General features: G+C 60.5%; 21 protein-coding genes and 1 rRNA gene. 13 read left to right on the forward strand and 9 right to left on the reverse strand.

The features are described from left to right. The first annotated feature begins 239 nt into the window (after positions 1-239). From ACQ4W0_RS25680 to ACQ4W0_RS25700, 5 genes are all read left to right on the forward strand, one after another. Complete coding sequence (locus tag ACQ4W0_RS25680) at positions 240-605, forward strand: hypothetical protein (protein WP_436579321.1); 366 nt, start codon at positions 240-242, stop codon at positions 603-605. A gap of 94 nt (positions 606-699) precedes the next feature. Next, complete coding sequence (locus ACQ4W0_RS25685) at positions 700-3,048, forward strand: Tex family protein (RefSeq protein WP_436579322.1); 2,349 nt, start codon at positions 700-702, stop codon at positions 3,046-3,048. Between the two features lie 18 nt (positions 3,049-3,066). Then, positions 3,067-3,570, forward strand: a complete 504-nt coding sequence (locus ACQ4W0_RS25690) for a GNAT family N-acetyltransferase (RefSeq protein ID WP_436579323.1) — start codon at positions 3,067-3,069, stop codon at positions 3,568-3,570. A 73-nt stretch (positions 3,571-3,643) separates the two neighbouring features. Then, positions 3,644-3,955, forward strand: a complete 312-nt coding sequence (gene grxD, locus ACQ4W0_RS25695; protein WP_116742780.1) for a Grx4 family monothiol glutaredoxin — start codon at positions 3,644-3,646, stop codon at positions 3,953-3,955. Further along, on the forward strand, positions 3,948-4,562 hold the full coding sequence (locus ACQ4W0_RS25700; protein WP_436579324.1) for a UbiX family flavin prenyltransferase: 615 nt from the start codon (positions 3,948-3,950) through the stop codon (positions 4,560-4,562). The genes grxD and ACQ4W0_RS25700 overlap by 8 nt, the downstream gene beginning before the upstream one ends. A gap of 155 nt (positions 4,563-4,717) precedes the next feature. Here the strand turns inward: ACQ4W0_RS25700 and ACQ4W0_RS25705 are convergent, their stop codons facing one another. Beyond that, the gene (locus tag ACQ4W0_RS25705) at positions 4,718-5,044 is read right to left on the reverse strand and encodes a hypothetical protein (RefSeq protein ID WP_436579344.1); all 327 of its coding nucleotides are present in this window, start codon (positions 5,042-5,044) and stop codon (positions 4,718-4,720) included. 89 nt (positions 5,045-5,133) lie between these two features. Continuing rightward, positions 5,134-5,541, reverse strand: a complete 408-nt coding sequence (locus ACQ4W0_RS25710) for a hypothetical protein (protein ID WP_034753756.1) — start codon at positions 5,539-5,541, stop codon at positions 5,134-5,136. A 712-nt stretch (positions 5,542-6,253) separates the two neighbouring features. Between ACQ4W0_RS25710 and ACQ4W0_RS25715 the strand changes: the two genes are divergently transcribed. From ACQ4W0_RS25715 to ACQ4W0_RS25740, 6 genes are all read left to right on the forward strand, one after another. Continuing rightward, complete coding sequence (locus tag ACQ4W0_RS25715; protein WP_436579341.1) at positions 6,254-6,658, forward strand: MerR family transcriptional regulator; 405 nt, start codon at positions 6,254-6,256, stop codon at positions 6,656-6,658. Between the two features lie 137 nt (positions 6,659-6,795). Then, positions 6,796-7,980, forward strand: a complete 1,185-nt coding sequence (locus tag ACQ4W0_RS25720) for an isovaleryl-CoA dehydrogenase (protein ID WP_436579325.1) — start codon at positions 6,796-6,798, stop codon at positions 7,978-7,980. A 53-nt stretch (positions 7,981-8,033) separates the two neighbouring features. Continuing rightward, entirely contained in the window at positions 8,034-9,836 is a 1,803-nt protein-coding gene (gene aceK, locus ACQ4W0_RS25725) for a bifunctional isocitrate dehydrogenase kinase/phosphatase (protein WP_436579326.1), read from the forward strand. Further along, entirely contained in the window at positions 9,829-11,025 is a 1,197-nt protein-coding gene (locus tag ACQ4W0_RS25730; protein ID WP_436579327.1) for an acetyl-CoA C-acyltransferase, read from the forward strand. Before aceK ends, ACQ4W0_RS25730 begins: the two co-directional genes overlap by 8 nt. A 76-nt stretch (positions 11,026-11,101) precedes the next feature. Then, positions 11,102-11,770, forward strand: coding sequence for an SDR family oxidoreductase (locus ACQ4W0_RS25735; RefSeq protein ID WP_436579328.1), 669 nt, complete (start codon positions 11,102-11,104; stop codon positions 11,768-11,770). A 39-nt stretch (positions 11,771-11,809) separates the two neighbouring features. Beyond that, entirely contained in the window at positions 11,810-12,937 is a 1,128-nt protein-coding gene (locus tag ACQ4W0_RS25740; RefSeq protein WP_436579329.1) for an acyl-CoA dehydrogenase family protein, read from the forward strand. 389 nt (positions 12,938-13,326) lie between these two features. On the opposite strand, the gene ACQ4W0_RS25745 is transcribed toward ACQ4W0_RS25740, so the two are convergent. From ACQ4W0_RS25745 to ACQ4W0_RS25760, 4 genes are all read right to left on the reverse strand, one after another. Then, positions 13,327-14,220, reverse strand: a complete 894-nt coding sequence (locus ACQ4W0_RS25745; protein ID WP_436579330.1) for a YihY/virulence factor BrkB family protein — start codon at positions 14,218-14,220, stop codon at positions 13,327-13,329. An 86-nt stretch (positions 14,221-14,306) separates the two neighbouring features. Further along, positions 14,307-15,386 carry a S66 peptidase family protein gene (locus ACQ4W0_RS25750; RefSeq protein ID WP_436579331.1) on the reverse strand — a complete coding sequence of 360 codons (1,080 nt, stop codon included), beginning with the start codon at positions 15,384-15,386 and terminating at the stop codon, positions 14,307-14,309. 89 nt (positions 15,387-15,475) lie between these two features. Beyond that, on the reverse strand, positions 15,476-18,229 hold the full coding sequence (locus ACQ4W0_RS25755) for a TonB-dependent receptor (protein ID WP_436579332.1): 2,754 nt from the start codon (positions 18,227-18,229) through the stop codon (positions 15,476-15,478). A gap of 216 nt (positions 18,230-18,445) precedes the next feature. Next, entirely contained in the window at positions 18,446-20,266 is a 1,821-nt protein-coding gene (locus ACQ4W0_RS25760; protein WP_436579342.1) for an ABC transporter substrate-binding protein, read from the reverse strand. A 217-nt stretch (positions 20,267-20,483) separates the two neighbouring features. Here ACQ4W0_RS25760 and ACQ4W0_RS25765 point away from each other — a divergent pair, with 217 nt between their 5' ends. After that, positions 20,484-21,722 carry a nucleoside recognition domain-containing protein gene (locus ACQ4W0_RS25765; RefSeq protein ID WP_141171137.1) on the forward strand — a complete coding sequence of 413 codons (1,239 nt, stop codon included), beginning with the start codon at positions 20,484-20,486 and terminating at the stop codon, positions 21,720-21,722. Between the two features lie 8 nt (positions 21,723-21,730). Further along, entirely contained in the window at positions 21,731-23,233 is a 1,503-nt protein-coding gene (dacB, locus tag ACQ4W0_RS25770; protein ID WP_436579333.1) for a D-alanyl-D-alanine carboxypeptidase/D-alanyl-D-alanine endopeptidase, read from the forward strand. 14 nt (positions 23,234-23,247) lie between these two features. On the opposite strand, the gene ACQ4W0_RS25775 is transcribed toward dacB, so the two are convergent. From ACQ4W0_RS25775 to rrf, 3 genes are all read right to left on the reverse strand, one after another. Next, positions 23,248-24,108, reverse strand: a complete 861-nt coding sequence (locus tag ACQ4W0_RS25775; protein WP_436579334.1) for a CPBP family intramembrane glutamic endopeptidase — start codon at positions 24,106-24,108, stop codon at positions 23,248-23,250. 22 nt (positions 24,109-24,130) lie between these two features. Continuing rightward, on the reverse strand, positions 24,131-24,604 hold the full coding sequence (locus tag ACQ4W0_RS25780; protein WP_436579335.1) for a MarR family winged helix-turn-helix transcriptional regulator: 474 nt from the start codon (positions 24,602-24,604) through the stop codon (positions 24,131-24,133). 174 nt (positions 24,605-24,778) lie between these two features. After that, positions 24,779-24,870 (reverse strand): 5S ribosomal RNA (rrf, locus tag ACQ4W0_RS25785); the annotation flags it as partial.

Below are 24,870 nucleotides of genomic sequence, written 5' to 3' on the forward strand. Positions count from 1 at the left end.
GGCGGACAGGGCATTGCCTGTTGCAGCGCGGCGGTGGGTTAGTGTCATTTTCCAGGGAAATCAACGAGAGCCTGCTCATGAAGTGTCTTGACTGCAATGTTGTCTGCAGAATGGCAAGATGGTAGCTTCATAAAATGACAACTGTATGACATTGCTCATTAGCGACCGGGCTGGCGTGTCATCACTGCGACATATGACTTTGCTATGCTGAGCGCTTCTCCACCGCTCCGGGAGCCGCCATGGCGCGCCTGTTATCGCTCTTGCTGTTGGCCTGTGCCACCGTGCCCGCGCGGGCGGACGAGCACACCGTCGTCGTCAAGGCCGCCGCGCCGGAGAGGGGCTGCGTGGAGGTGGAAGTGAACGGCAAGCGCGCGCAATCCATCTCTTGCCTGAATGAAAAATTATTACCGAACAGCAACACCGTGAGCCGGCCGCCGCCCACCCTGTCCGGCGCGGAAGCGACCGTGCAGCGTCCGTCGAACCAGCTGGGCCTGTACAACCGCGCCGCCCTCGAACACCGCATGGGCAATGCCTTTGGCAAATCCGTCACGCCGCAGAGGCCGGCACCGCCGCCGCCCGCCAGCCCCCTGCTGCCACCCCGTTGACACTGTTGTCAACGCACAGTCCATTTGCGCTGTCAAGATTGCGCAATCGCGCCGATTGCGTATCATTCCAGGCTTGATCGCTCTGGAAACAACCATGCTGCCCACTATCGAACAACGCCTTGCCCTTGAACTTGCCGCCAAACCGGTGCAGGTTGCCGCCGCCATCGAACTGCTCGACGAAGGCGCCACCGTGCCCTTCATCGCCCGTTACCGCAAGGAAGCGACCGGCGGCCTCGACGATATCCAGCTGCGCCTGCTCGAAGAGCGCCTGCGCTACCTGCGCGAACTGGAAGAGCGGCGCGCCGCCATCGTGGCCTCGATCACGGAACAGAACAAGATGACGCCCCGGTTGCTCGATGCCGTCATGCACGCGGAAGACAAGACGCGCCTGGAAGATTTGTATCTGCCGTACAAGCAAAAACGCCGCACGAAGGCGCAGATCGCCATCGAAGCGGGCTTGATGCCGCTGGCAGACTGTTTGCTGGACAATCCGGAACTGACGCCGGAAATGGAAGCGGGCAAGTTCCTGCGCGACGCGTTTACTAGTGCCGACGGCAACAACCCGGGCGTGCTTGACACCAAGGCGGCCCTCGACGGCGCGCGCCAGATTCTGATGGAGCGTTTCGCCGAAGATGCGACCTTGCTGCACACCTTGCGCGAATACGTGCAGGAGCACGGCATCGTCGAATCGAAAGTGGTGGAAGGCAAGCAGGAGGAAGGCGAAAAATTCGCCGATTATTTCGACTACTCGGAAACCATTTCCACAGTCCCCTCGCACCGCGCACTGGCCCTGCTGCGCGGCCGCCGCGAAGGCATCCTCGACGTCACCCTGCGCCTGGACACGGAAGCGGAAAAACCGAAATGGGATGCGCCGCACAACCCGTGCGAAGGCCGCATCGCCGTCCGCTTCGGCATCAAGAGCCTTGGCCGCCCGGCCGACAAATGGCTGGCCGACACAGCGCGCTGGACCTGGCGCGTGAAAAGCTTCATGCACCTGGAAACGGAACTGATGGGCGCGCTGCGCGAACGCTCGGAACTCGACGCCATCAACGTCTTTGCCACCAATTTGAAGGCGCTGCTGCTGGCCGCGCCGGCCGGCCAGCGCGCCACCATGGGCCTCGATCCGGGCTTGCGCACGGGCGTGAAAGTGGCCGTGGTCGATGCCACCGGTAAAGTCGTCGACACGGCCGTGATCTACCCGCACCAGCCGAAGAACGACTGGGATGGCTCCTTGCACACCCTGGGCCGTCTTGCCGCCAAGCACAATGTATCCTTGATTTCGATTGGCAACGGCACCGCTTCGCGCGAGACCGACAAGCTGGCGCAAGACCTGATCAAGCTGCACCCGGAAGCGAAGATGACGAAGATCGTCGTCTCGGAAGCGGGCGCGTCGGTGTATTCGGCGTCCGAATTCGCCTCGAAGGAATTGCCGGATATGGATGTGTCCCTGCGCGGCGCCGTGTCGATTGCGCGCCGCCTGCAAGACCCGCTGGCCGAACTGGTCAAGATTGACCCGAAATCGATCGGCGTGGGCCAGTACCAGCATGACGTGAGCCAAAGCCAGCTGGCCCGCTCGCTCGATGCCGTGGTGGAAGATTGCGTCAACGCCGTGGGCGTGGATGTGAACACGGCGTCGGCGCCGCTGCTGGCGCGCGTCTCCGGCCTGTCGGCCAGCGTGGCGCAAAGCATCGTCAGCTACCGCGACATGAAGGGCGCATTCACCTCGCGCGCGGCCTTGAAAGCCGTGCCGCGCCTGGGCGATAAGACGTTTGAACAGGCAGCCGGCTTCTTGCGCGTGATGGGCGGCGAGAATCCGCTGGACGCCTCGGCCGTCCACCCGGAATCGTACCCGCTGGTGGAAAAGATTTTGGCCGACATCAAGAAGGACATCAAGGCCGTCATCGGCGAGACCGCCCTGCTGAAAACCCTCAGCCCGGCAAAATACGCGGATGAAACGTTTGGCGTGCCGACCATTTCCGACATCTTGAAGGAACTGGAAAAGCCGGGCCGCGACCCGCGTCCGGAATTCACCACCGCCACCTTCAAGGAAGGCGTGGAAGAAATCCGCGACTTGCGCCCGGACATGATCCTCGAGGGCGTCGTCACCAACGTGGCCGCCTTTGGCGCCTTTGTCGATATCGGCGTACACCAGGATGGCCTCGTGCACATCTCTGCCCTGTCGAACACGTTTGTGAAAGACCCGCACACGGTGGTGAAGGCGGGCCAGGTCGTGCGCGTGAAAGTGCTGGAATTCGATGAAAAGCGCAAGCGCATCGCGCTGACCATGCGCCTGACGGACAGCGCGCCGCAAGCGGGCAGCAAGCCCGAGCAAAAGGGCGACCGCAACGACCGCCGCAGCATGGCGCAGCACCAGTCGCAGTCGCGCAATGCGCCCGAGCCGGCCGGCAGCATGGCCGCCGCGTTCGCCAAGCTGCGCGGTTAAGCAGCCGCCAGGCGCAGCGTGGAAGCTATCGTCATCCTGGCGGTGGACGCCGCCAGCCTGGATGCGCAGTTGCTGCTCGACGAATTGTCGGACGTGCTGCTGCGCCTGAATGGCGACAGTGGCCGTTCCTCCTTCGATGTCGAAGCGGCAACGCCGCGCGGCGGCTTTTACCTGGCCCGCGACGGTGCTGGAAACCTGCTGGGTTGCGCGGCCCTGCGGCCGTTGGGCGAGCCGGACAGTCCCACGGCAGAACTCAAGCGCATGTATGCGCGTCCGGGCGCCGCTGGCGTTGGCGCAGCCCTGCTGGCCCATGTGGAGGCGCAGGCGCGCCAGCATGGCTACCAGGCCGTGCACCTGTCCACCCGCGTGGCAAATAGCCGTGCCGTGGCGTTTTATGCCAAACACGGCTATGTGCCCGTCGTTGCCTGGGGCAAATACGTGGGCGCGGCGCAATCGGTGTGCCTGGGCAGGCAGTTATCAGTAGCAACGAGCATCAACGTGGCTGACTTGCCCGATTTATGACTTGAGCGCATACCCGTGCCGTCGTTTTCTTATAAAATGACGGCATCTATTTATTTACCCATCAGAGGCAGCTATGAGCGACGTACAAACCTGGATCAAAGAAACCGTGACAAGCACGCCAGTCGTGCTGTTCATGAAGGGCACGGCCCAGTTCCCGCAGTGCGGCTTTTCCGGCCGCGCCATCCAGATCCTGAAAGCGTGCGGCGTGGAAAACATCGCCACCGTCAACGTGCTGGATGACCCGGAAGTGCGCCAGGGCATCAAGGATTACTCGAACTGGCCCACCATTCCGCAGTTGTATGTCAAAGGCGAGTTCATCGGTGGTTCCGATATCATGAATGAAATGTTTGAATCGGGCGAATTGAAGTCCCTGATCGATGCCTGATAGCCAGCTTGCGCGGCCGCGCCGTATCGTGGTGGCCATCACGGGCGCCACGGGCGCCGTGTATGGCTTGCGGCTGCTGCAATTGCTCGTCGCCATCCCCGGCGTCGAAACGCATCTGGTCTTGTCGGACGCGGCCATACTGACCCTGCACCAGGAAACGGGCGTAGGGCGCAAGGAAATCGAAGCGCAGGCGCACGTGGTGCACAAGCTGCGCGATATCGGCGCAAGTATTGCCAGCGGCTCGTTTCAATCGGATGGCATGGTCGTCGCGCCGTGCTCGATGAAGACCCTGGCGGCCGTGGCGCATGGCTTGTCGGACAATTTGATTACGCGGGCTGCCGATGTGGTGCTCAAGGAGCGCCGGCGCCTGATTTTGATGGTACGCGAAACGCCGTTCAACCTGGCGCACCTGCGCAATATGACAGCCGTGACCGAAATGGGCGGCATCATCTTCCCGCCACTCCCCAGCTTTTATCACCACCCGCACAGCATCGCGGAGATGGTCGACCATACGGTGGCACGCGTCATCGACCTGCTCGGCATCGAGCACAGCCTGGCGCCGCGGTGGAATGGTCTGAAAATCCCAGACCAATCAGCAACAAACTGACAAACTACGTGACAAACTACGCACGCTACGATGCCTGACAAAAGCGTAGCGAGCGGCAGTGATTTGTGGCCGAGAAGCGCAACCGTGCTCTAGCACGGTGAGCATCGCCGGCCGCAAGGCGCGACGCGCAGCAGCTTAGCTCAGGCATCCACCACTCAGCGTTTTTCGAACTGAACTGCACTGGCCTGCTTCAAATCCCTGGCTTCTTCAACCATCCTGCGGTGGGCGATCCGTTTGCGCATGACTTCCGCATGTTGCGCGGCAGTCATGGGGGGCACGGTCATCAAGTCCTTCAGCTGCGCGGTATTGCTGTAGTTACTTTTCATAAGACGGCTCAAATGCTCGGCTCCGTAGTGGATGAACTGGCTACTTCTGATGTGATTATGCGCTGGTATTGGCCGCTGCGCCGCTGCGTGCGGGATTATTGTCAAATAATTCCGCTGCAGCGCAACATGCGAGATCTTATTGTGCGGCAAAATCATGTCTCCAGTATGACGCTGCGCAAATAAAAGAACAGGAGGAGCACCGTCAGCAAAAAGCGGACGGCGCCGGCCGGGGATGGCCTGAATGCTTACTTTTGGTAGTTGACTCTGACCAGCATGCGAATAAATTCTCGCGCGATTTGACGATGATGTTCATCCAATCTTTGCAAATCGGCAATTAATTTCACATCGGCGGACTCAAAACGCGACAAAGCGCTGCCCGCTTCGCCATTCGGCGTGGCGCTTTCCGGGCCGCCAAAACGCAACCATTCCGCCGGAACGCCCAACCATTGGGCAATCATGCGCAATTTTTCTTGCGTGGGAATTGCTTCGCCTACTAACCATTTCCTAGCTGCATGCACAGTAATCGGGCGTCCGTCGAAACGGATGTTGAATTCCCGGGCCAGTCTGGTCGGGCTGTCTGGAGAGTAATGGGCGTTTTTGAGAGCCAACTGAAGTCGCTGGCTGAAGCTTTCGCGTTCGTTAGAAGAATTCATAGGTGTACTATTTCATGTTGTAACATGAAAGTCAGTTTCTTGAATGACCATACAGATTGTTACATTTGAAAATAGTATCAATTAACAATTAACACTCCGGCCGGCCTTTTCGGGTAAGAATATGGCCGAATTTTCTCTTGTGATTCTGTGTGGCTTCGGTTCAAATTCGCGGCTAGCCTTGATTTTCGCACTGCAGCACGATTCAAAGCCTCGGTTTGGCATTACAACGTACGGTATCGGATAATGCCCTTCTCTATCGAGACGCGCAATGCCCATGTCATACAATTTCTTGTAGACAAAGTTTTCAGAAGGGCTATTCAGTTTCCAATATGGAAATAATCCAAACAACGTCCTCATAGTGAAACGTTGTTTTTTGATCGTGCCTACTGGAAAGAATTTGCACTCAAAAATTTTACTGCCATCGCAGCGAAAAGAATGTCGCCGTTATGCCAGGAAAGCTCTTTTTGGTGTCATATTGGCCACCAACTCTCGATATTAATCGTGTTTGCGCAAGAAGAATCAATTTATTTTCAGCAACTGTTGTCTTATTCGCCAAATTGCCTGTCCACACCCTCTTTTTTCTTTGTTGCAGCACGGACAGGGCACGCTACAATAGTATTGACGTTGACGTAAACGGCACTTTGCCACCCGCCTGCCTCGCAGCACCCCATCTATTGACCGATCGCCCATGCAACCGACACCGCCCGCAGCAATGACGACCTATACCATTACCGAACTGGCGCGGGAATTCGACATCACGGCGCGCGCCATCCGTTTCTATGAAGACCAGGGCTTGCTCAGCCCGAAGCGCGAAGGCGCCGGCGGGCGCAGCCGCGTCTACACGCCGCGCGACCGCACCCGCCTCAAACTGACCCTGCGCGGCAAGCGCCTGGGCCTGACGCTGTCAGAGATCAAGAGCCTGGTCGACATGTACGAGTCGCCGAAGGACACGCGCGCGCAAATGGACCGTTTCCTGGGCGTGCTGGCGCAGCACCGGCAGACGCTGGAGCAGCAGCGCATTGATATCGAAATGGCACTGGCGGAAATCAGCGCGCATGAAGACGCGTGCGCGTGCATGCTGGCGGATTTGGACATGGACAAGGTGTCAACAAGCTGAGTGGCCACGCGGCAGACCTTGGCCGCGCGAGCTCGCTTTACGCGCTTCACTTTACGTTTACGTAAACGTCACAACTGAGTATCATAGCTTCACTGACCCGGCATCCATGACCGCCACACTATAACGACGAGGACGACATGCTCCATCTCCCAGGCTTGACCTTTGACCACGGCGAAGACATCGCCGCCCTAAGAGTAGCAATCCAACAATTTGCCGCCGCCGAAATCGCGCCGCGCGCGGCCGAAATCGACCGCACCGACCAGTTCCCCATGGACCTGTGGCGCAAGATGGGCGACATGGGCTTGCTCGGCATCACCGTCAGCGAAGAATACGGCGGCGCCGGCATGGGCTATTTGGCGCACATCATCGCCATGGAAGAAATCTCGCGCGCCTCGGCCTCCGTCGGCCTGTCCTACGGCGCCCACTCGAACCTGTGCGTCAACCAGATCAAGCGCAACGGCACGGCCGAGCAAAAGGCGAAGTACCTTCCGAAACTGATCACGGGCGAGCACATTGGCGCCCTGGCCATGTCGGAACCGAACGCGGGCTCGGACGTCGTCAGCATGAAGCTGCGCGCCGACTTCAAGGGCGACCGCTGGGTCTTGAACGGCACCAAGATGTGGATCACCAACGGCCCCGACGCGGACGTGCTGGTGGTGTACGCGAAAAACGACCTGGAAGCAGGCGCGCGCGGCATGACGGCTTTCCTGATCGAAAAGAATTTCAAGGGCTTTTCCATCGCGCAAAAGCTCGACAAGCTGGGCATGCGCGGCTCGCACACGGGCGAACTGGTGTTCCAGGATTGCGAAGTGCCGGCCGAAAATGTGCTCGGAGGCCTGGGCAAGGGCGTCAATGTGCTGATGTCAGGCCTCGATTTCGAACGCACCGTGCTGTCCGGCGGTCCGCTGGGCATCATGCAGGCCTGCATGGACCTGGTCGTGCCTTACGTGCATGACCGCAAGCAATTCGGCCAGGCCATCGGCGAATTTCAATTAATGCAGGGCAAACTGGCCGATATGTATTCGACCATGATGGCGTGCAAGGCCTATGTGTATGCCGTGGGCCAGGCTTGCGACCGCGCCACCACGCCGGAAGCCGTGCGCCAGTTGCGCAAGGATGCGGCCGGTGCCATTCTGTATAGTGCGGAGAAGGCGACCTGGATGGCGGGCGAAGCAATCCAGGCCCTGGGCGGCAACGGCTACATCAACGAGTATCCGGCCGGCCGCCTGTGGCGCGATGCCAAGCTATATGAAATCGGCGCCGGAACCAGCGAAATCCGCCGCATGCTGATAGGCCGCGAACTGTTTGCGGAAACCAAGTAAGCACGGGCGCGCGGTTATCGACTGGGTGATGAGCTATTCATGCGAGCACAGATATGACGCAAATTGCCTTCCCAAAATTGCTTTCCTCCCAGATTGCATTCGATATCGCGCGCACCATCCGCGACGGCTTTGACAAGCATTACCGTTTGTTCCGCGCCACCAGCCAGCACGCCAAGCAGTATTTCGAGCAAGGCGCCTGGAGCGCGGCACAGACGGCGGCCCGCGAACGCATCGACTTTTATGACAAACGCGTGCAGGAATGCGTGCAGATGCTCGAAGATGAGTACGAAGAGTCGGAGTTGAGCGACGAAGTGTGGCGCGAACTCAAGCTGCACTACATCGGCATGCTGACCGAGCACAAGCAGCCGGAACTGGCGGAAACCTTCTTCAATTCCGTCTGCTGCAACATCCTGCACCGCACGTATTTCAATAACGACTATATTTTCGTGCGTCCCGTCGTTTCCACGGAATACATCGAAACGCAAGACCCGGCGCCCACCTACCGCGTGTATTACCCCGGCAAGGATGGCTTGCGCCCCACCCTGACGCACATGCTGAGCAACTTCCAGCTGGACTGCGCATTTGCCAACCTGGAGCGTGATGTGGCCCAGGTGGAAGCGCGTTTGCAGCAGCTGTTCGGCGGCGACCGGCTGGAGCCGAACCACCAGCTCCAGGTCTTGACCAGTTTGTTCTACCGCAACAAGGGCGCCTACCTGGTCGGCAAAGGCATCAACGGCAACCGCGAATACCCGTTTGTCGTGCCCATCCTGCACAACCGTCATGGCAAGCTGGTGCTCGACACGGTGCTGTTCGAGCAGCAACAGATTGCCGTGCTGTTTTCATTTACGCGCGCCTATTTTCTGGTCGATATGGAAGTGCCGTCAGCTTACGTGCAATTCCTGCGCAGCTTGCTGCCGCGCAAACCGCGCAGCGAAATCTATACGATCTTGGGCCTGCAAAAACAGGGCAAGACGCTGTTTTACCGCGACTACCTGCAGCATCTGAAACACTCGTCGGACCACTTTGAAAGCGCGCCCGGCATCCGTGGCCTGGTGATGCTGGTGTTTGCCCTGCCGTCGTTTCCCTATGTCTTCAAGGTCATCAAGGATTTTTTCCCGCCGCCCAAGGAAACCACGCGCGCGCAAGTCCAGCAAAAGTATTTGCTGGTGAAGCACCACGACCGCGTGGGCCGCATGGCCGACACGCTTGAGTATTCCAACGTGGCCTTTCCCCGCGCCCGTTTTGCCGCAGAACTGCTGGCCGAGCTGAAGCAGTTCGCCCCCTCGCTGATCGAAGAAGACCAGGAGCAGATCATCATCCGCCACCTGTACATCGAGCGGCGCATGGTGCCGCTGAACATGTGGCTGAGCAATGCCGAAAAGGAAGGCCGCGATGATCTGGTCGAACACGCCATCGTCGAGTACGGCAACGCTATCAAGGAGCTGGTCGCGGCGAATATTTTCCCCGGCGACATGCTGTATAAAAACTTTGGCGTGACCCGTCATCAACGTGTCGTTTTTTACGATTACGATGAAATCGAGTACATCACTGATTGCCAGTTCCGCGTCATCCCCCAGGCGCGTACGGAGGAGGAGGAAATGTCGGCCGAACCGTGGTATCCCATCGGCAAGCACGATGTGTTTCCCGAACAATTTGGCACTTTCCTGCTGGGCAATCCCCGCATCCGCCACTATTTCATGCAGCACCATGCCGACCTGCTGACAGCGCAATACTGGCAGGCGCGCAAGCAGCGCATCGAAGACGGCCATATCGAGGACGTCTTCCCGTATCCGCAGCATCTGCGTTTTTGTAAGCAAGCACCTTCCCACCCCCAACCGGAGATCCAACATGAATGATCCAGTCGTAATCGTCGGTGCCGCGCGCACCCCCATGGGCGCCTTCCAGGGCGACTTTGCCAACGTCACCGCCAGCGACCTGGGCGCCGTGGCCATCCGCGCCGCCGTCGAACGGGCCGGCGTGGCGACGGATGCCGTCGAGCACGTGTTTTTCGGCAATTGCCTGATGGCCGGCCAGGGCCAGGCGCCCGCGCGCCAAGCCTTGCGCAAGGCTGGCTTGCCGGACTCCACGGGCGCCGTGACGCTGTCGAAAATGTGCGGCTCGGCCATGCAGACGACCATGTTCGCGCATGACACCTTGCTCGCCGGCAGCGCCGACGTGGTGGTGGCGGGCGGCATGGAATCGATGACCAACGCCCCCTACCTGGTGCCGAAGGCGCGCGGCGGCTACCGCATCGGCCATGGCATGATCTATGACCACATGATGATGGATGGCCTGGAAGACGCCTACGCCCGCGATGAAAAGGGCAATGCCCGCTCGATGGGCACGTTTGCCGAAGAGTGCGCCAGCCAGTACGGCTTCACGCGCGAAGCGCAGGATGCGTTTGCCATCGAATCGGTGAAACGCGCGCAGGCGGCCACGAAGGATGGCAGTTTCGAATGGGAAATCGTGCCCGTGACCGTCTCCGGCCGCAGCGGCGACACCATCGTCAGCATCGATGAAGGCCCGCAAAAGGCCCGCCTGGAAAAAATCCCGACCTTGAAAGCGGCGTTCAAGAAGGACGGCACCATCACGGCCGCCTCGTCTTCGTCCATCAACGATGGCGCGGCAGCCCTGGTGCTGATGCGCGAATCGACGGCGAAAAAACTCGGCTGCACCGTCATCGCAACAATCCACGGCCACGCCACGCACGCGCAGGCGCCGAACGAGTTCACCACGGCCCCCATCGGCGCCATCAAGAAGCTGTACGCCAAAACGGGCTGGAGCAGCAGCAAGGTGGACTTGTTCGAGATCAATGAAGCGTTCGCCGCCGTGCCGATGGCCGCCATGCACGACCTTGACATTCCGCACAGCAAGATCAACATCCACGGCGGCGCGTGCGCGCTGGGCCACCCGATCGGCGCCTCGGGCGCGCGCATCATCGTCACCCTGCTGGGCGCCTTGAAGAAAACCGGCGGCAAACGCGGCGTGGCGGCCCTGTGCATCGGCGGCGGCGAAGCGACGGCGATGGCGATCGAACTGGCATAAGCTGCACTGAAGCACGGGCGCGCACGGCCAGCATGGCCAGGCGCGCGCCCTTTCATTCATTCCAGGGAGAAAACACATGCCTACCGCATTGATCATCGGCGCCTCGCGCGGCATCGGCCACGAAATCGTCCGTCAATACCGTCACGATGGCTGGAAAGTGATCGCCACGGCGCGCACGCCCGATGCTTGCGATGCCCTCAGGCAACTGGGAGCGGAAGCGCACCAGCTCGACGTGACGGATGTGGAAGGCTGTGCCGCCCTGGGCTGGAAACTCGACGATGAAAGGCTCGACGTGGCCATCCTTAACGCGGGCGTGTATGGCCCCCGCCACGACGGCTCCCCTACGCAAGAAGATTTCGATGCCGTCATGCACACGAATGTGCTGGCGGCCATGCGGCTGCTGCCCATGTTGGCGCCGCTGGTCGGCAATGCCAAAGGGAAACTCGCCGTGCTGTCTTCGCACATGGGCTCCTTGAGCGAGCGCGGCAACCCCAGCGGTTCGCTGTATCGCGCCAGCAAAGCCGCCTTGAATTCCGTGCTGATCGACACAGCCCTCGTGCATGGCCCGCAAGGCGTCAGCTGCGTGGCCTTCCACCCGGGCTGGGTACGCACGGACATGGGCGGCGCCGGCGCCGATATTTCGCCCGAGCAAAGCGCTGCCGGCATCCGCGCCACCCTGGGCAGCCTGCCGGCCACGGACAAGGCCGTGTTCCGCAACTACGATGGCAAGCCCATCGCCTGGTAGTTCCCGCATCCACCATAAAAACAAACGAGACGACGTCCCATGATACTCAATGAAGAACAGACAATGATCCAGGAAGCGCTGCGCAGTTTTTCGCGCGAGCGCCTGGCGCCCAATGCGGCCCGCTGGGACAAGGAACATCATTTCCCCAAGGAAGAATTGCAGGAACTGGCCGCGCTGGGCGCCTTTGGCGTGGCCGTGCCGGAAGCGCTCGGTGGCGCCGGCCTCGACTACGTGTCGCTGGCCCTGGTGCTGGAAGAAATCGCCGCCGGCGATGGCGGCACCTCGACCATCATTTCCGTGAATAACTGCCCCGTGTGCAGCATCGGCATGATGTACGCCAACGATGCACAGAAAGAACAGTGGCTGCGTCCGCTGGCGCAAGGCGCCATGCTGGGGGCATTTTGCCTGACGGAACCGCACACGGGCAGCGATGCGTCCGCCCTGCGCACCACGGCCACGCGCGACGGCAATGAATACGTCATCAACGGCACGAAACAATTCATTACCAGCGGCAAGTATGCGGACGTGGCCATCGTCATGGCCGTCACCGACAAGGCGGCCGGCAAGCGCGGCATCAGCGCCTTCTGGGTGCCGACGAACACCCCGGGCTACATCGTGGCGGGACTGGAGCAGAAGATGGGCCAGCATTCGTCGGACACGGCGCAAATCCTGTTCGAGAACTGCCGCATTCCGGCGGAAAATCTGATTGGCGAAGAAGGACAAGGCTACAAGATCGCCCTGTCCGGCCTGGAAGGCGGACGCATCGGCATCGCTTCGCAAGCCGTGGGCATGGCGCGCGCCGCGTACGAAGCGGCCCTGAGCTATGCGCGCGAACGCGAAAGTTTCGGTAAACCCATCTATGAACACCAGGCCGTGCAATTCCGCCTGGCCGACATGGCCACGCAGATCGAAGCGGCGCGCCAGCTGATACGCCACGCGGCAGCCATGAAGGATGCGGGCCTGCCGTGCCTGAAGGAAGCGGCCATGGCCAAGCTGTTTGCGTCGGAAATGGCGGAAAAAGTGTGCTCGGACGCCATCCAGGTGCACGGCGGCTATGGTTATGTGTCCGATTTCCCCGTCGAACGCATCTACCGCGACGTGCGCGTGTGCCAGATTTACGAGGGGACCAGCGATATTCAGAAGATTTTGATTGCGCGGGCGTTGTAACCCCAACGGCAAATGCTGGGGTCAGACCCGCCGGGTCTGACCCCGAGCGACTGCCAACTATGGACGAAAAAAAAGCCCGCTAGCGCGGGCTTCGTTCCAATGTATTACCAATGCTTTAATCGTGTCATGGACGCCAGTGCTATCTGCAAAGTGCCTCCTGATTTTCGGACTCCCATGCTATCTGCATGGTGACTCCAAGGTGTAAATCGACCATCGTATCCGGAATTACAAAATCCACTCTTCGCTCTGTCACGCCATCGACACTACACCTGTCGGTCGCCGCGCTGAAACTGGATGGTGAGATGATTTGCTGCCAAATCTCAATCACTGAACGGAGTATAGCACAGCTTTTTGTGCGGTGCAATAACGAATTGAAACCATACTTTAAATCAAGTCCTTAGCGCCAGCGGCTTGTCCTCTTCGCCGCCACGGACCACTCTTTCGTATTCGGAAATCACTTGCGCGCCCAACAGCAGCAGGGTGGCGCCGATTTCCAGGCTGAACATGACGACGATGGCCGTCGTCATCGAGCCATACACGACGTTGACCTGCGACAAGGTGGAAAAATACCAGACCAGCACATGGCGGGCGATTTCCCACAGCAGGGCCGCCGTCACGCCGCCGATCAGCGCATGCGTGATCGACAGGCGCCCGACGGGCATGACCAGGTAAATCGAGCTGAGCACGAGAATTTCGCCCGCCAGCCCCAGCAAATACAGCAGCACGCCGGACACGCCTTCCAGGCCCCAGTCGTGGCGCAAAAAGCGCACGCTTTCCTCGCCCATCACCTGCAGGCCGCCCGCCACCAGGGTAATGAGCAGGATGCCCGCGCCCAGGCACAGGATGTAGCAGTACGGCAGCACGGCGGAAATGAGGAAATGGCGGCGGCGGATGGCCACGCGATGAATGAAAATCACGCTCATGGCGTTCTCCAGCACGGTAAACGCCAGCGAGCTGAAAAACAGCATGGTCAGCAGCAGCAGCCAGCCGATCACGCCCCTGTTGTTGAGAAAATGCGCGACTTCGGCCACGATGGCTTTCGATTGCCCTGGCACCAGCCATTCCAGGTAATGGCCGATGGTCCGCAACAGCTCATCTTCTGCAATCACGTGCGACAGGGCCACCACCACCAGCATCAACAGGGGCACGATGGAGAGCAGCGAGTAATACGCGACGGCGCCCGCCAGCAGCAAGCCCTGGTTGGCGCGGAAAGCCTTCAGCACCTGCAGCACGAAGGCCAGCGGATGGCTGAGGATGTAGGTACTGGCGTGGCGGTTGATCATGTCGGGGCGGTGAAGAAGGCGGCGCAGCCTGATGCCACGCCTGCAATCACACTAGCATACTGACAATCGCCCTGCTGTACCGTGCGCTAGCAGACGGCCGGCTCCAACAAGGTCAAGGTTTGCCGGTCCGCATCCAGCCTGGCCAGGATGCCCATTGGGAGCGTGAACTGGTGGCGGATATGGCCAAACGAGTAGCCGCTGACGGCCGGCACCTTCAATGGCTGCAGATGCTGGTCCAGGGTGGCATCCAGGGTCAGCGCCGTGTCGCCCTCGGCCGCCTCGCAATGCTCGAAAATGCCCAGCATCAGCGCCGCCGTCTTGTTGAACCCCACGGACAGGTCCAGCTGGCACAACATCCTGTCGATGCGGTACGGCACTTCATTGATTTCTTCGAGGAACAAAATATGCTCGCGGAAATCGGCCGCATACGGCGTGCCAGCCAAGGCGCTGACCATGCACAGGTTGCCGCCCGTCAAGCGTCCCGTCGCCTGGCCGCCATGCACGGTGCGGATGGCGAAGTTCGGCTGCGTCTGCGCGCGGCGGTGGTTATCCAGCGCCATCGGGATGGTGTAACTGTCTTGCGGCGTCATCAGCACATTGCGCAGCTGCGTCACCGTGTAGTCGGAAAACGTGGATGAGGCCACGGGGCCGTGGAAAGTCACCAGGCCCGTCTGGCTGCCGATGGCCAGGTGCAGGGCCGTGATGTCGGAATAGCCGATCAGCACTTTCGGGTTGGAGCGGATCAAGGCATAGTCGAGCAGCGCCAGCAGCGAAATGCAGCCTGAACCGCCACGGATGGCCCAGATCGCCTTGACTTCCGGGTCGCGGAACGCCGCGTGCAAGTCGTCCAGGCGCTGCTGCACCGTGCCCGCATAGTTGCCGTGCACGGCGCGGATGTTGGCGCCCAGGCTGGCGCGCAGTCCCAGCGATTCGATATTACGCTGGGCCTTGGCGATGGCGTCCTCATCCGTAAAACCGCCCGGTGCGACGATGGCCACCAGGTCGCCGTCGCGCAGGCGCGCCGGTTTGATCAATGCGTGTTGCTGTTGCATGCGTTTGCCCTTCCCTTGCGCGGCCGCCGCCCACGCCGGTGTGCCTGCCGCCCCCAACGTGGCGGCCAGCAAGCCGCCGAAGCGGCGCCGGCTGAGATTGCTCTGACTGGACATGCGGCCCTTTCCTGGAATAAAAAACGGCGACGCCAGGCGCCGCCGCACGAGGTTAGCATGCCGGCAGGATCACCGCCGGCATGGCTGCCTTACAGGAACTTGTACTTCAGCTGGAACGACAGCGAACGGCCACGCGGGTCGGCCACGCGCGGGTCCCAGCCGGCGCCCACCACTTCATCCACGTTGTGCGCGGTGAATGGCGGATCGCGGTCGAACAAGTTCTGGATGCCCACGGTGATGGTGGTATTTTTGAAGCCCGTGTACGTGCCCGACAAGTTATACGTGGTGTAGCTGGACACGTCCGGCTTGAAGCCTGGCGGCGGCGACCCCTTGCCGCCATTCGGCACCTGGTCCTTGTAGCCCGACGAAAAACTCTGGATCAGCAAGCCGCTCCAGTCGCCGCGCGATACGCCGAAGCTGGCATTGTGTTTCCAGCGCAGGTACAGGTCGCGCGTATAAAACTTGCCGACCAGCTCCTGGTATTCCTGGCCTTGATATTCCGCAAACTTGAAGCTGTCCATATACGTGCCGTCCAGGGTCGCCGTCCATTTCGCGTCCTGGATCTTGCCTTCGCCACGCAAGCCCACATCGAGGCCGCGCACGCGGCTGCCTGCCGCATTGATCCAGCCCGCCTGCACGTACTCGATGGTGCCGTCCGGATTGCGGTGGATGTACTGGTTCAGCGCCTGGTAGTTGGCCAGCACGATTTGCGGCGTGCGGTTCAGGATGCGGTCCTTGGTATTGATGGCCCAGTAGTCGAACGAGGCCGAATATCCCTTGAATGGCTCGATGACGAAACCGACGCTGCCCTGCTTCGACGTTTCCGGCTTCAGGTTCGTATTGCCGCCCGTCTTGTAGTCGAGGCGGTCGATGGAGCAGTACTCGGGCACGCCCGGATGCTTGGCGCAGCCTTCCTGGTCGATCACGCCGTTCGGCAATTCCTGGCTCAGCGAACCCGAATACAGCTGCTGGAAGCTTGGTGCGAGGAAACCTTTGCTGGCCGAACCGCGGAACAGCAGGAAGTCGGTCGGCTGGTAGCGGAAGGCCACTTTCGGATTCGTCGTCGCGCCCACCAGGCTGTAATCGTCGCGGCGGATGGCCAGCTGCATTTCCAGGTCCTTCGTGACCGGCACCAGCAACTCGGCATACACGGCCTTGACGGTACGGCTGGCATCTTTCAATGCAGCATTGCCCGGCGCCAGCAGGATCTGGATGGCGTCAACGTCTTGCCCGAAACTGTAACCTTCGCGGCGCAAGTCAAAACCGGCCGCCATGGCCAGCGCACCGGCCGGCAACTGGAACAGCTCACCCGAAACGGAACCGTCGATCTGCGTCAGGGTCGTCTTGCCATGCTGGAAGTCGCCACGGAACTTGGTCGATTCGATCAATTGCTTGGCCGCTTCCGTCTGGCTCTGGCCCGCGCCCACCCACGGATTGATGATGCCGCTGGCCAGTGCCGCGTACAGTTTGTCCGTGTAGGAATAGCCATCCGTCAGCTTGGTCTTGGTGCTGCTTTCGGCGCGCGAAATGCCAGCCTTGTAATCCCACTTGCCAAAGTTACCCTCGAAGCCCACCAGCACGCGGGCATTGTCGGTGGTGTTTTCCTGCGTGCGGTTGCCCACGTCATTGGCGCGCCATTTATAGGAAATCGGCTTGGTCTTGTCGAAAGAAGGGATGTAGGCCGACAGATCCTGATAATACGCGCCACCGACCGGATATAAATTCTTGTTGGCGACGGTCGCCTGCACCTGCATCGGCGTCAAAATGGCCGTGGCCTTGGTGCGCGAACCGAGTACTTCGACAAACATGCGGTGGTCGGGCGCCAGCTGGAACGTGCCGCGCGACAGCAGATTGGCCCGCTCGACAGGGAATTGCAGCACATAGTCGGCCCCATAGTCATACGCACAGGAATATGTGGTGCGCAGCGGCGAGGTCACGTCTTTCCACAGCGCCGTCTGGTACTGCGACATGCCGGCGATGCTGTCGCACTTGCCCTGGAAACTCAGCGGATTGGCTTGCAGGTATTTATTCGGGTCGCCAGGTAATTGGAACGAGGTATTCAATGCCGTGCCGGCGCCCGCCATCTGGTTGGCAAACGGCGTGCCCGTGGTATCGGGCGACAGGCCACGGCCCGGCTGGTAGCCGTTGACGAAGGAGCGGTCACTGCCGTTCAGGCGCTCGGCCTTGTCGACGGTCAGGCTGGCCATGATGTTGTAGCGGTCCGACTCCAGCGAACCCGTGCCCGCCAGGATGGACGCGCGACGCGTGGCGCCGCCGCCAGCCTGCGTGTCGTTGGTGGAGACGGACGCTTCCACGCCGCTGTAATTGGTTTTCAGAATGAAATTGATCACGCCGCCGATGGCGTCCGTGCCGTAGATGGCCGAGGCGCCATCCTTGAGAATTTCCACACGTGAAATCGCGCCCAACGGGATCGAGTTCAAGTCGACCGACTTGCCGCTGGCGCCGTGCGTGGCGATGCGGCGGCCGTTCAACAGCACCAGGGTGCTCGATGGTCCCAGGCCGCGCAGCGAGGCGAACGAGGCGCCGCCGCTGACCCTGTCGGCATCGGCGCCAAACACGTTATTGCCCGAAGTCATGTTATCGGCGCCCGTGCCATTCGCCGACAGGGTGCGCACCAGCTGCTCGGTCGTCGTGATGCCCTGCTTTTCGATCTGGTCAAAGGTGATGACTTGCACCGGCAGTGCGCCCTCCTTGGCCACCCGCTTGATGCTGCTGCCCGTCACTTCGACCCGTTGCATCGCTGGCGGCACCGCGTCCTGTGCCATTACCGGCCCCACCACCCCCATCAATGCCACCAACTGCGCTAGCTTCTTCAATTTCACAGGTCTTCTCCTTGTTGGGCAATCGAAACTTGAGTTATCAAGTCAGGCTGTTAGATATGTCGCAACGTCTGTCTCGCAGTACATTTTTTTATGACATTTGCGCATGACTTTATTTGTTTTCATTTTCAGAGTAGCGCGATGCATCCGCGGCCAGCCAATGAAAAATGCTTTCCTAACCATAACTTTTTGGAATGAATGCCCTTTTCAACGGCGTGGTCACTTGCCTGCGGGGCTAGCCCTGGTTTTATCCACGTCCAGATAGCGCCAGGACGTGAATTCCACGGGGTGGCGCCTGTAGTTTTTTAGCCACGGTTGCTGCAGGTCGGCAGAGATGGGATGCGTCAGCAGCACCCACGGCGTGTAAGCGTGGATCAGCTGAAACAGGTCGAAGTACAGACTGCGTCGGCGCGGCGTATCGGATAGCAGGCGCGCCTCCTCATAGCGTTTATTGTAATCGGGCAAGTTGAAGCGGGCATAGTTGGCGCGGCCAACGTTGCCGCCATACAACAATTGCATAAAGTTATCGCCATCGGGGAAGTCGGCGATCCAGTTGGTCTCGAACATCTGCACCTTGCCCAGGCGCGACGCCTTGATGATTTCCGTCTTCTTGTCGCTCTTGAACTCAACGCGCAGGCCGATGGCGTTCAGGTTGCGGCGCCACAACTCATCGCGCAGCCGTCCCACCGTGCTCGGCTCCGTATGCATGCTCAAGATCAAGGGCGTGCCATCTGGCTGCGTGCGGAAACCGTCCAGACCCGCCTTGTAGCCGAAGCGGTCCAGCAGGGCGCGCGCCAGCACGGGATCGTAGCCGACTGGGCTGCGGTAAGCCTTGTCGTAACCGAGCACATTGGGCGGCAGCGGCGATTGCGCCGGCAAGGCCAGGCCCTTCTTTAACAGCGCGATGTCTTCGCGGCTGTTATAGCTGAGGGCGATGGCGCGCCGCAGGGCCAGCTTGTCCTTGGTCGTGCCGCCCAGCACGGGGTCGTCCATATTCATCCACATGTAATACGTTTGCAGCACGGGAAAGCGCGTCAACTGCAAGCCCTTGGCGGCCAGCGCTGGCTTCAGGGCGCCGTTTTCCAGCACCATGTCCGTCATCGATTCCGGCACTTGCTCCAGGTAATCGAATTCGCCTTTCAAAAAGCCCAGCATGCGCGATTGATATTCCTCAACGATGCGCACCTCGATGCGCTCGACCAGGGGCAAGCGCTGGCCTTCCAGCGCGGCGGCGATGGCGCGCGCATCCAGCGGCAAGGCGGCCAGCGCCTTGGCCTGCGTATGGAACACGGTGGAACGGAAAGTCGGATTGGCCTGCAGCACGATCTTGTCGCTGCGCTTCCATTCCTTCACCAGAAATGGCCCCGTGCCCACGGGATGGTTGCCGATCTGCCCCGGCGCCGCATACGCTTCGGCTACCTCGCGTGCCACCACAGCTGTCGCCGGCATGGCCAGGTAAAACAGGAAGTTCGGGTCGATGGCGTTGAGGTGGATGCGCAGAGTGTATTTGTCCAGCGCCTGCAAGCCGGCGATCGGCGTGTCGTAGCTGAATTTGGCTTTCAGGGCCGCATCGCCCACCAGCTTGTCTTCCAGCAAGAATAGCCACGGCGACTTCAGGCTGGGGTCATACAGCCGCGTCAGGCTGTAGACATAATCCTGCGCCGTCACTTCGCGCAGCTGGCCCTTGAAAGCGGGGTCGGGCGTGAAGTACACGCCGGGCTGTATCTGAAATATATACGTGCGCCCATCATCCTCGACCTTTGGCAAGCCGCGCGCCGTGTTGCCCTGCAGCTGCACCGGGCGCGCCAGGTAGTCATAGCGCAGCAGGGGATCGAAGATGTTTTCCATCAAATTCAGGCTGGCCAGGTCCGAGGCCACGGCCGGGTCCAGGCCCGTCTCGCTAGTGCTGAGGAACAAGTGCAGGGTCTTGCCGGCGCGGGCCACCGTGGCGGGCGCCACATCGGCGGTGGCGTGGGCCGGCACATTGAAAAGCGTCAACAGGGCCAGGCCGGCGGCGCAGGCGGTTTTGTGTAAAAACATCATCAGTGATCCAGTGCAGACAGGGGTAGCAAACAAACGTGAAGAACAGGCATCACCGAGACTACTCGGGCACAGTACGGGGCGCCAATGAAAACAGGCTGCCAGCTTATAACTTTTTGGCATGCGATTGCTGCATTCTTTCATCAACTCGTATCGGGCTGCCCCTATACTTTGTTTGCAGACATTTTTCACTCCCGACACACAGAACTGATCGCATATGGCACTTAATTACATCTGGTCCGGCTTTTTCCTCGTTGGCTTCCTGGCCGCAGTGCTGCAGTGGCTGTTTCTTGGCGATACCGATATCTTCAAGCGCATCATCGATGGCACGTTCGAAACGGCGCGCATGGGCGTGATGGATATCGCCCTGCCGCTGGCGGGCGTGATGACCTTGTGGCTGGGCATCATGAACATCGGTGAAAAGGCGGGCATCGTCGGCTGGCTGGCGAAAGTGATCGCGCCCTTCTTTTCGCGCATCTTCCCGGAAATTCCCAAGGATCATCCGGCCACCGGCCACATGGTGATGAATTTCTCGGCCAACCTGCTGGGCCTGGACAATGCGGCCACGCCGTTCGGTCTAAAAGCCATGGAAAGCCTGCAAACCTTGAACCCGAACAAGGAAGAGGCGACGAATGCGCAAATCATGTTTTTGGTGCTGCACACCTCGGGCCTGACCCTGATTCCGCTGGCCATCATGGCGCAGCGCTCCATCCTCGGCGCGGCCGACCCGTCCGACATCTTTATCCCCTGCATGATCGCCACCTATGTCGCCACCGTGGTCGGCATCATCACGGTGTCCATCAAGCAACGCATCAATCTGCTCAACCGCGTCGTGCTGGGCTGGATGGGCGGCATGACGAGCGCCATCGTGGCCATGATCTGGTACTTCACACAATACCTGACGAAACAGGAAATCGAGCTGGTCTCGAAAGTGGTCAGCAACCTGGTATTGATCAGCGTCATTGCCATCTTCATCATCGGCGCCCTGCGCAAGAAGGTGAACGTGTATGACGCCTTCATCGAGGGGGCGAAAGGCGGCATCCAGACCTCGATTACCGTGATTCCCTACCTGGTCGGCATGCTGGTGGCCATCAGCGTGATCCGCAACGCGGGCGTGTTCAATTTCCTGATGAGTGGCATGAACTGGTTCTTTGCCAACTTGGGCATCAATACGGACTTCGTGCCCGCCTTGCCGACGGCCATGATGAAGCCGCTCAGCGGCTCCGGCTCGAAAGCCATGATGATCGACGCCATGAATACCTATGGCGTCGATTCCTTCGTCGGCCGCCTGGCCTGCGTGTTCCAGGGCTCGGCCGACACCACCTTCTATATCGTGGCCCTGTACTTCGGCTCGGTGGGCATCCGCAAGACGCGCTATGCAATCACGGCCGGCCTCATCGCCGATTTCGCTGGCGTGGTCACGGCCGTCTTTGTCGCCTACGTCTTTTTCCACTAAGGAGCACCATGTTACGTCCTGTTCTGATGGCTGCGCTGTTGGCGGGTCTTGGCCTGTCGACTGCCCACGCGCAATTGCCCGAATCCGTCAGCCTGCTGTTGCGCAGCGCGAATATTCCCGAAGACGCCATGGGCGCCATCGTCTTGCGCGGCAATACCACCGTGCTATCGCATGGCGCCGAACGCAGCATGCAGCCCGCCTCCACCATGAAACTGGTGACGACGGCCGTGGGCCTGGAGCAACTGGGTCCCATCTTCCGCGGCCGCACGGAGTTGCGCACCAGCGCCGATGTCATCAATGGCGTGCTGAAGGGCGACCTGATCCTGCGCGGCGGCGCCGACACGGATTTCAACGCGGACGTGCTGGCGCACATGCTGCAAACCCTGCGCAACCAGGGCATCGTGAAAATCAAGGGTGACCTGATCCTCGACCGCCAGCTGTTCCAGCCGGCCCGGCCCGATATCGGCGCGCTGCCGTTCGATGAGTCAGCAGAGTTCCGCTACAACGTCATTCCCGATGCATTATTGCTCAACACCAATTTGCTCGATATCAACATGAACTCGACGGACCGGCAATTGAGCATCCTCATGCAGCCGCCGCTCGAAAATGTCAGCATCACCAGCGACATGAAGCTGGTCAAGGGCAGCTGCGCCAGATGGGAAGATGGCTGGCGCCCGCCCGAATACCGGCGCGATGCGGGCGGCAAGCTGCAGGTGATACTGCACGGCACCTTCCCGCAAAATTGCAACAAGGCCACCAGCATCAATGTGCTCGATCGCAACGATTATGCGGACCGTTTGTTCCGCGCCACCTGGAAACGCCTGGGCGGCACGATCACGGGCACGGTGCGCGAAGCGCCGTTTACGGGCTTGCCGCCGATGGCCGAACCGGTCGGCACGCGCATGCTGGCCGACCACGTGGCACGCGCCTTGCCAGAGGTCTTGCGAGATATCAACAAGACGTCCGATAACACCCTGGCCCGCACCTTGTTCCTGAGCCTGGGCAGCTTGCAAAGCGATGGCTGGCTGGGCAGCCGCCCCGTTGCCATGGCGGCGCCGGAAGATACGGCCAGCCGGGCGCGGCTCGTCATCCAGGAGTGGTTCCAGCGGCACAATATCGACACCCAGGGCATGCTAGTCGACAACGGTTCCGGCTTGTCGCGCACGGGCCGCATTGCGCCGGCGCAAATGGCCGGTGTGCTGCAAGCCATGCAGCAAAGCCCGTGGGCGCCCGAGTTCCAGTCCAGCCTGCCCATCGTGGCGCTGGACGGCACCATGCGCAAGCGCCTGCTGAATAGTCCGGCAGCCACGCGGGCCCGCATCAAGACGGGAACCTTGAAGAATGTGGTAGCCATCGCCGGCTATGTGCCCGATGCCAACAATCAACTGTGCGTGGTGGTCGCCATGATCAACAGCGATCTGGTGGGCAACGGCAATGGCCGCGCGGCTGTCGATGCGCTGATCGAGTGGGTCGCCAGAAGCGGCGCCACGCCGGTAGCGACCGAGCAATAAGCGGGCGCAGCGGCCTAGTTTGGCGGCGTGCGTGCTGCGCTGGCAAAAGCCAGGCGCAGCACGTAGACGGCGGCGGCGCTGATCAGCAAGACGGTCACCAGCGAAGCCTCCACGCCGAAGGCAGCGCCAGTCAGCATGGCATTGCCTGCCAGTTCGCCGCGCAGCAAGCCGGCGGTATCCGCATGGCCGGACACCGTCGATGAGAACACCTGACCCACGCAGTAATTCCAGCCGACATGCGTACCGATGCACACCCACAAACGGCGCGTCTGCATGTACAGCGCCGCCTGCAGCACGCCATACGCTACAAGCCCGGCAATCGCCAGCAAGGAAAAGCCGGCATTGGGCAAATGGGCCAGGGCGAACAGCAGCGATGAAATCACGATGGCAGCCTTGCTGCCCAGCGCACGTGCGGTCACGCCAAAGAGTACCCCACGAAACATCATCTCCTCGGCCATGCCGACCAACACCAGTTCGGCCAGCGGGAGCAGCAACAAGACGCTCAGCGCGTTGACGCCGCTAAACTGATACACGCCCAGCGCAGCGAGTACGGCAAAAGTGAGGACGACCAGTCCGGTACCGAGCAGCAGACCTCGCCCCAGCTCGCGCGCCATGCCCGGTATTGCCAATTCGGCCGGCTGGCGTTTTTCGATGCTGCGCACATAGAATTGGTAGCCGAACCATACCAGTACTGCCGCCAGCAATTGTGGCCACAGGATGCGGTAGGACTTGTCCACTAGCTTGGAGGCGACGATCATGGTAAGTGGCACCGGGGCAAAGGTCAGCACCATGCCCAGCACAATCTGCACCAGGGGATAAGCCATCAGGCGCGCCAGAGGGGATTTTTTTGTTGCCATGCTCAGGGTGTTGTCCATCGTCACTTTCCTCAAAAAGTTTTCAGGGAGTTGCTTTTGCCTGCTTGCTTGCATCGCGGATGCGCTCGCCAAATGAGCGCTGTTCAAGAAGCGTGATGGCTTGCGCCAGGCACGCGGACAAGGGAAATGCCAGTTCCGCATCCAGGCTGTCGGCGGCGCACTTGGTCGCCTGCCAGCATGTCTGCAGATGGGGCAGCAGTGTCTCGCCCTGGCTGCTCAGACGTACCACGCGCTGGCGTCCATCGTCGCCACCGGCGGCCACCAGCAGCAAGCCTTCCTTTTTCATCAGGGCCACCGTTTGCGTGACGGCCGGCTGCGTGATGCCAGCCAGCTCGGCCAGCTGGCCGATGGTCGCGCTCTGCTGTTGCGCCAGTACCCGCATCACAGGCGTGTAGCGGGGCCGGTAATCGAGGCCCGCGTCGGCATAGGTTTGCTGGACGGCGCCGTCCAGCAGTTCGATCAGGTGGCGTAGTTGTGTTCCGAGTCCTTGTTTCATGTAGTGATAGTAGCAGCATTTATATAAGTACTTATATAAATATTGGATGGCTGTTGCGTCTTATGCACAATGCACCTTGTGGGTGCCTGAAAACGGGAGGGGAGTGGTAAGGAATTGCCAGACGAAAAAAACCCGACCATTTCTGATCGGGTTTTTCTCTACTACGAATAACAAGCCTGACGATAACCTACTTTCACACTGGTTGCAGCACTATCATCGGCGCAAAGTTGTTTCACGGTCCTGTTCGGGATGGGAAGGGGTGGGAC

This window comes from Janthinobacterium breve (genome assembly GCF_051380895.1).
Lineage (GTDB): Bacteria > Pseudomonadota > Gammaproteobacteria > Burkholderiales > Burkholderiaceae_D > Janthinobacterium.

Coding starts and splice junctions, on each gene's coding strand:
- ACQ4W0_RS25680 (WP_436579321.1), top strand. CDS start 240: ATGGCGCGCCTGTTATCGCTCTTGCTGTTGGCCTGTGCCACCGTGCCC.
- ACQ4W0_RS25685 (WP_436579322.1), top strand. CDS start 700: ATGCTGCCCACTATCGAACAACGCCTTGCCCTTGAACTTGCCGCCAAA.
- grxD (WP_116742780.1), top strand. CDS start 3,644: ATGAGCGACGTACAAACCTGGATCAAAGAAACCGTGACAAGCACGCCA.
- ACQ4W0_RS25700 (WP_436579324.1), top strand. CDS start 3,948: ATGCCTGATAGCCAGCTTGCGCGGCCGCGCCGTATCGTGGTGGCCATC.
- ACQ4W0_RS25705 (WP_436579344.1), bottom strand. CDS start 5,044: ATGATTTTGCCGCACAATAAGATCTCGCATGTTGCGCTGCAGCGGAAT.
- ACQ4W0_RS25710 (WP_034753756.1), bottom strand. CDS start 5,541: ATGAATTCTTCTAACGAACGCGAAAGCTTCAGCCAGCGACTTCAGTTG.
- ACQ4W0_RS25715 (WP_436579341.1), top strand. CDS start 6,254: ATGACGACCTATACCATTACCGAACTGGCGCGGGAATTCGACATCACG.
- ACQ4W0_RS25720 (WP_436579325.1), top strand. CDS start 6,796: ATGCTCCATCTCCCAGGCTTGACCTTTGACCACGGCGAAGACATCGCC.
- aceK (WP_436579326.1), top strand. CDS start 8,034: ATGACGCAAATTGCCTTCCCAAAATTGCTTTCCTCCCAGATTGCATTC.
- ACQ4W0_RS25730 (WP_436579327.1), top strand. CDS start 9,829: ATGAATGATCCAGTCGTAATCGTCGGTGCCGCGCGCACCCCCATGGGC.
- ACQ4W0_RS25735 (WP_436579328.1), top strand. CDS start 11,102: ATGCCTACCGCATTGATCATCGGCGCCTCGCGCGGCATCGGCCACGAA.
- ACQ4W0_RS25740 (WP_436579329.1), top strand. CDS start 11,810: ATGATACTCAATGAAGAACAGACAATGATCCAGGAAGCGCTGCGCAGT.
- ACQ4W0_RS25745 (WP_436579330.1), bottom strand. CDS start 14,220: ATGATCAACCGCCACGCCAGTACCTACATCCTCAGCCATCCGCTGGCC.
- ACQ4W0_RS25750 (WP_436579331.1), bottom strand. CDS start 15,386: ATGTCCAGTCAGAGCAATCTCAGCCGGCGCCGCTTCGGCGGCTTGCTG.
- ACQ4W0_RS25760 (WP_436579342.1), bottom strand. CDS start 20,266: ATGTTTTTACACAAAACCGCCTGCGCCGCCGGCCTGGCCCTGTTGACG.
- ACQ4W0_RS25765 (WP_141171137.1), top strand. CDS start 20,484: ATGGCACTTAATTACATCTGGTCCGGCTTTTTCCTCGTTGGCTTCCTG.
- dacB (WP_436579333.1), top strand. CDS start 21,731: ATGTTACGTCCTGTTCTGATGGCTGCGCTGTTGGCGGGTCTTGGCCTG.
- ACQ4W0_RS25775 (WP_436579334.1), bottom strand. CDS start 24,108: ATGGACAACACCCTGAGCATGGCAACAAAAAAATCCCCTCTGGCGCGC.
- ACQ4W0_RS25780 (WP_436579335.1), bottom strand. CDS start 24,604: ATGAAACAAGGACTCGGAACACAACTACGCCACCTGATCGAACTGCTG.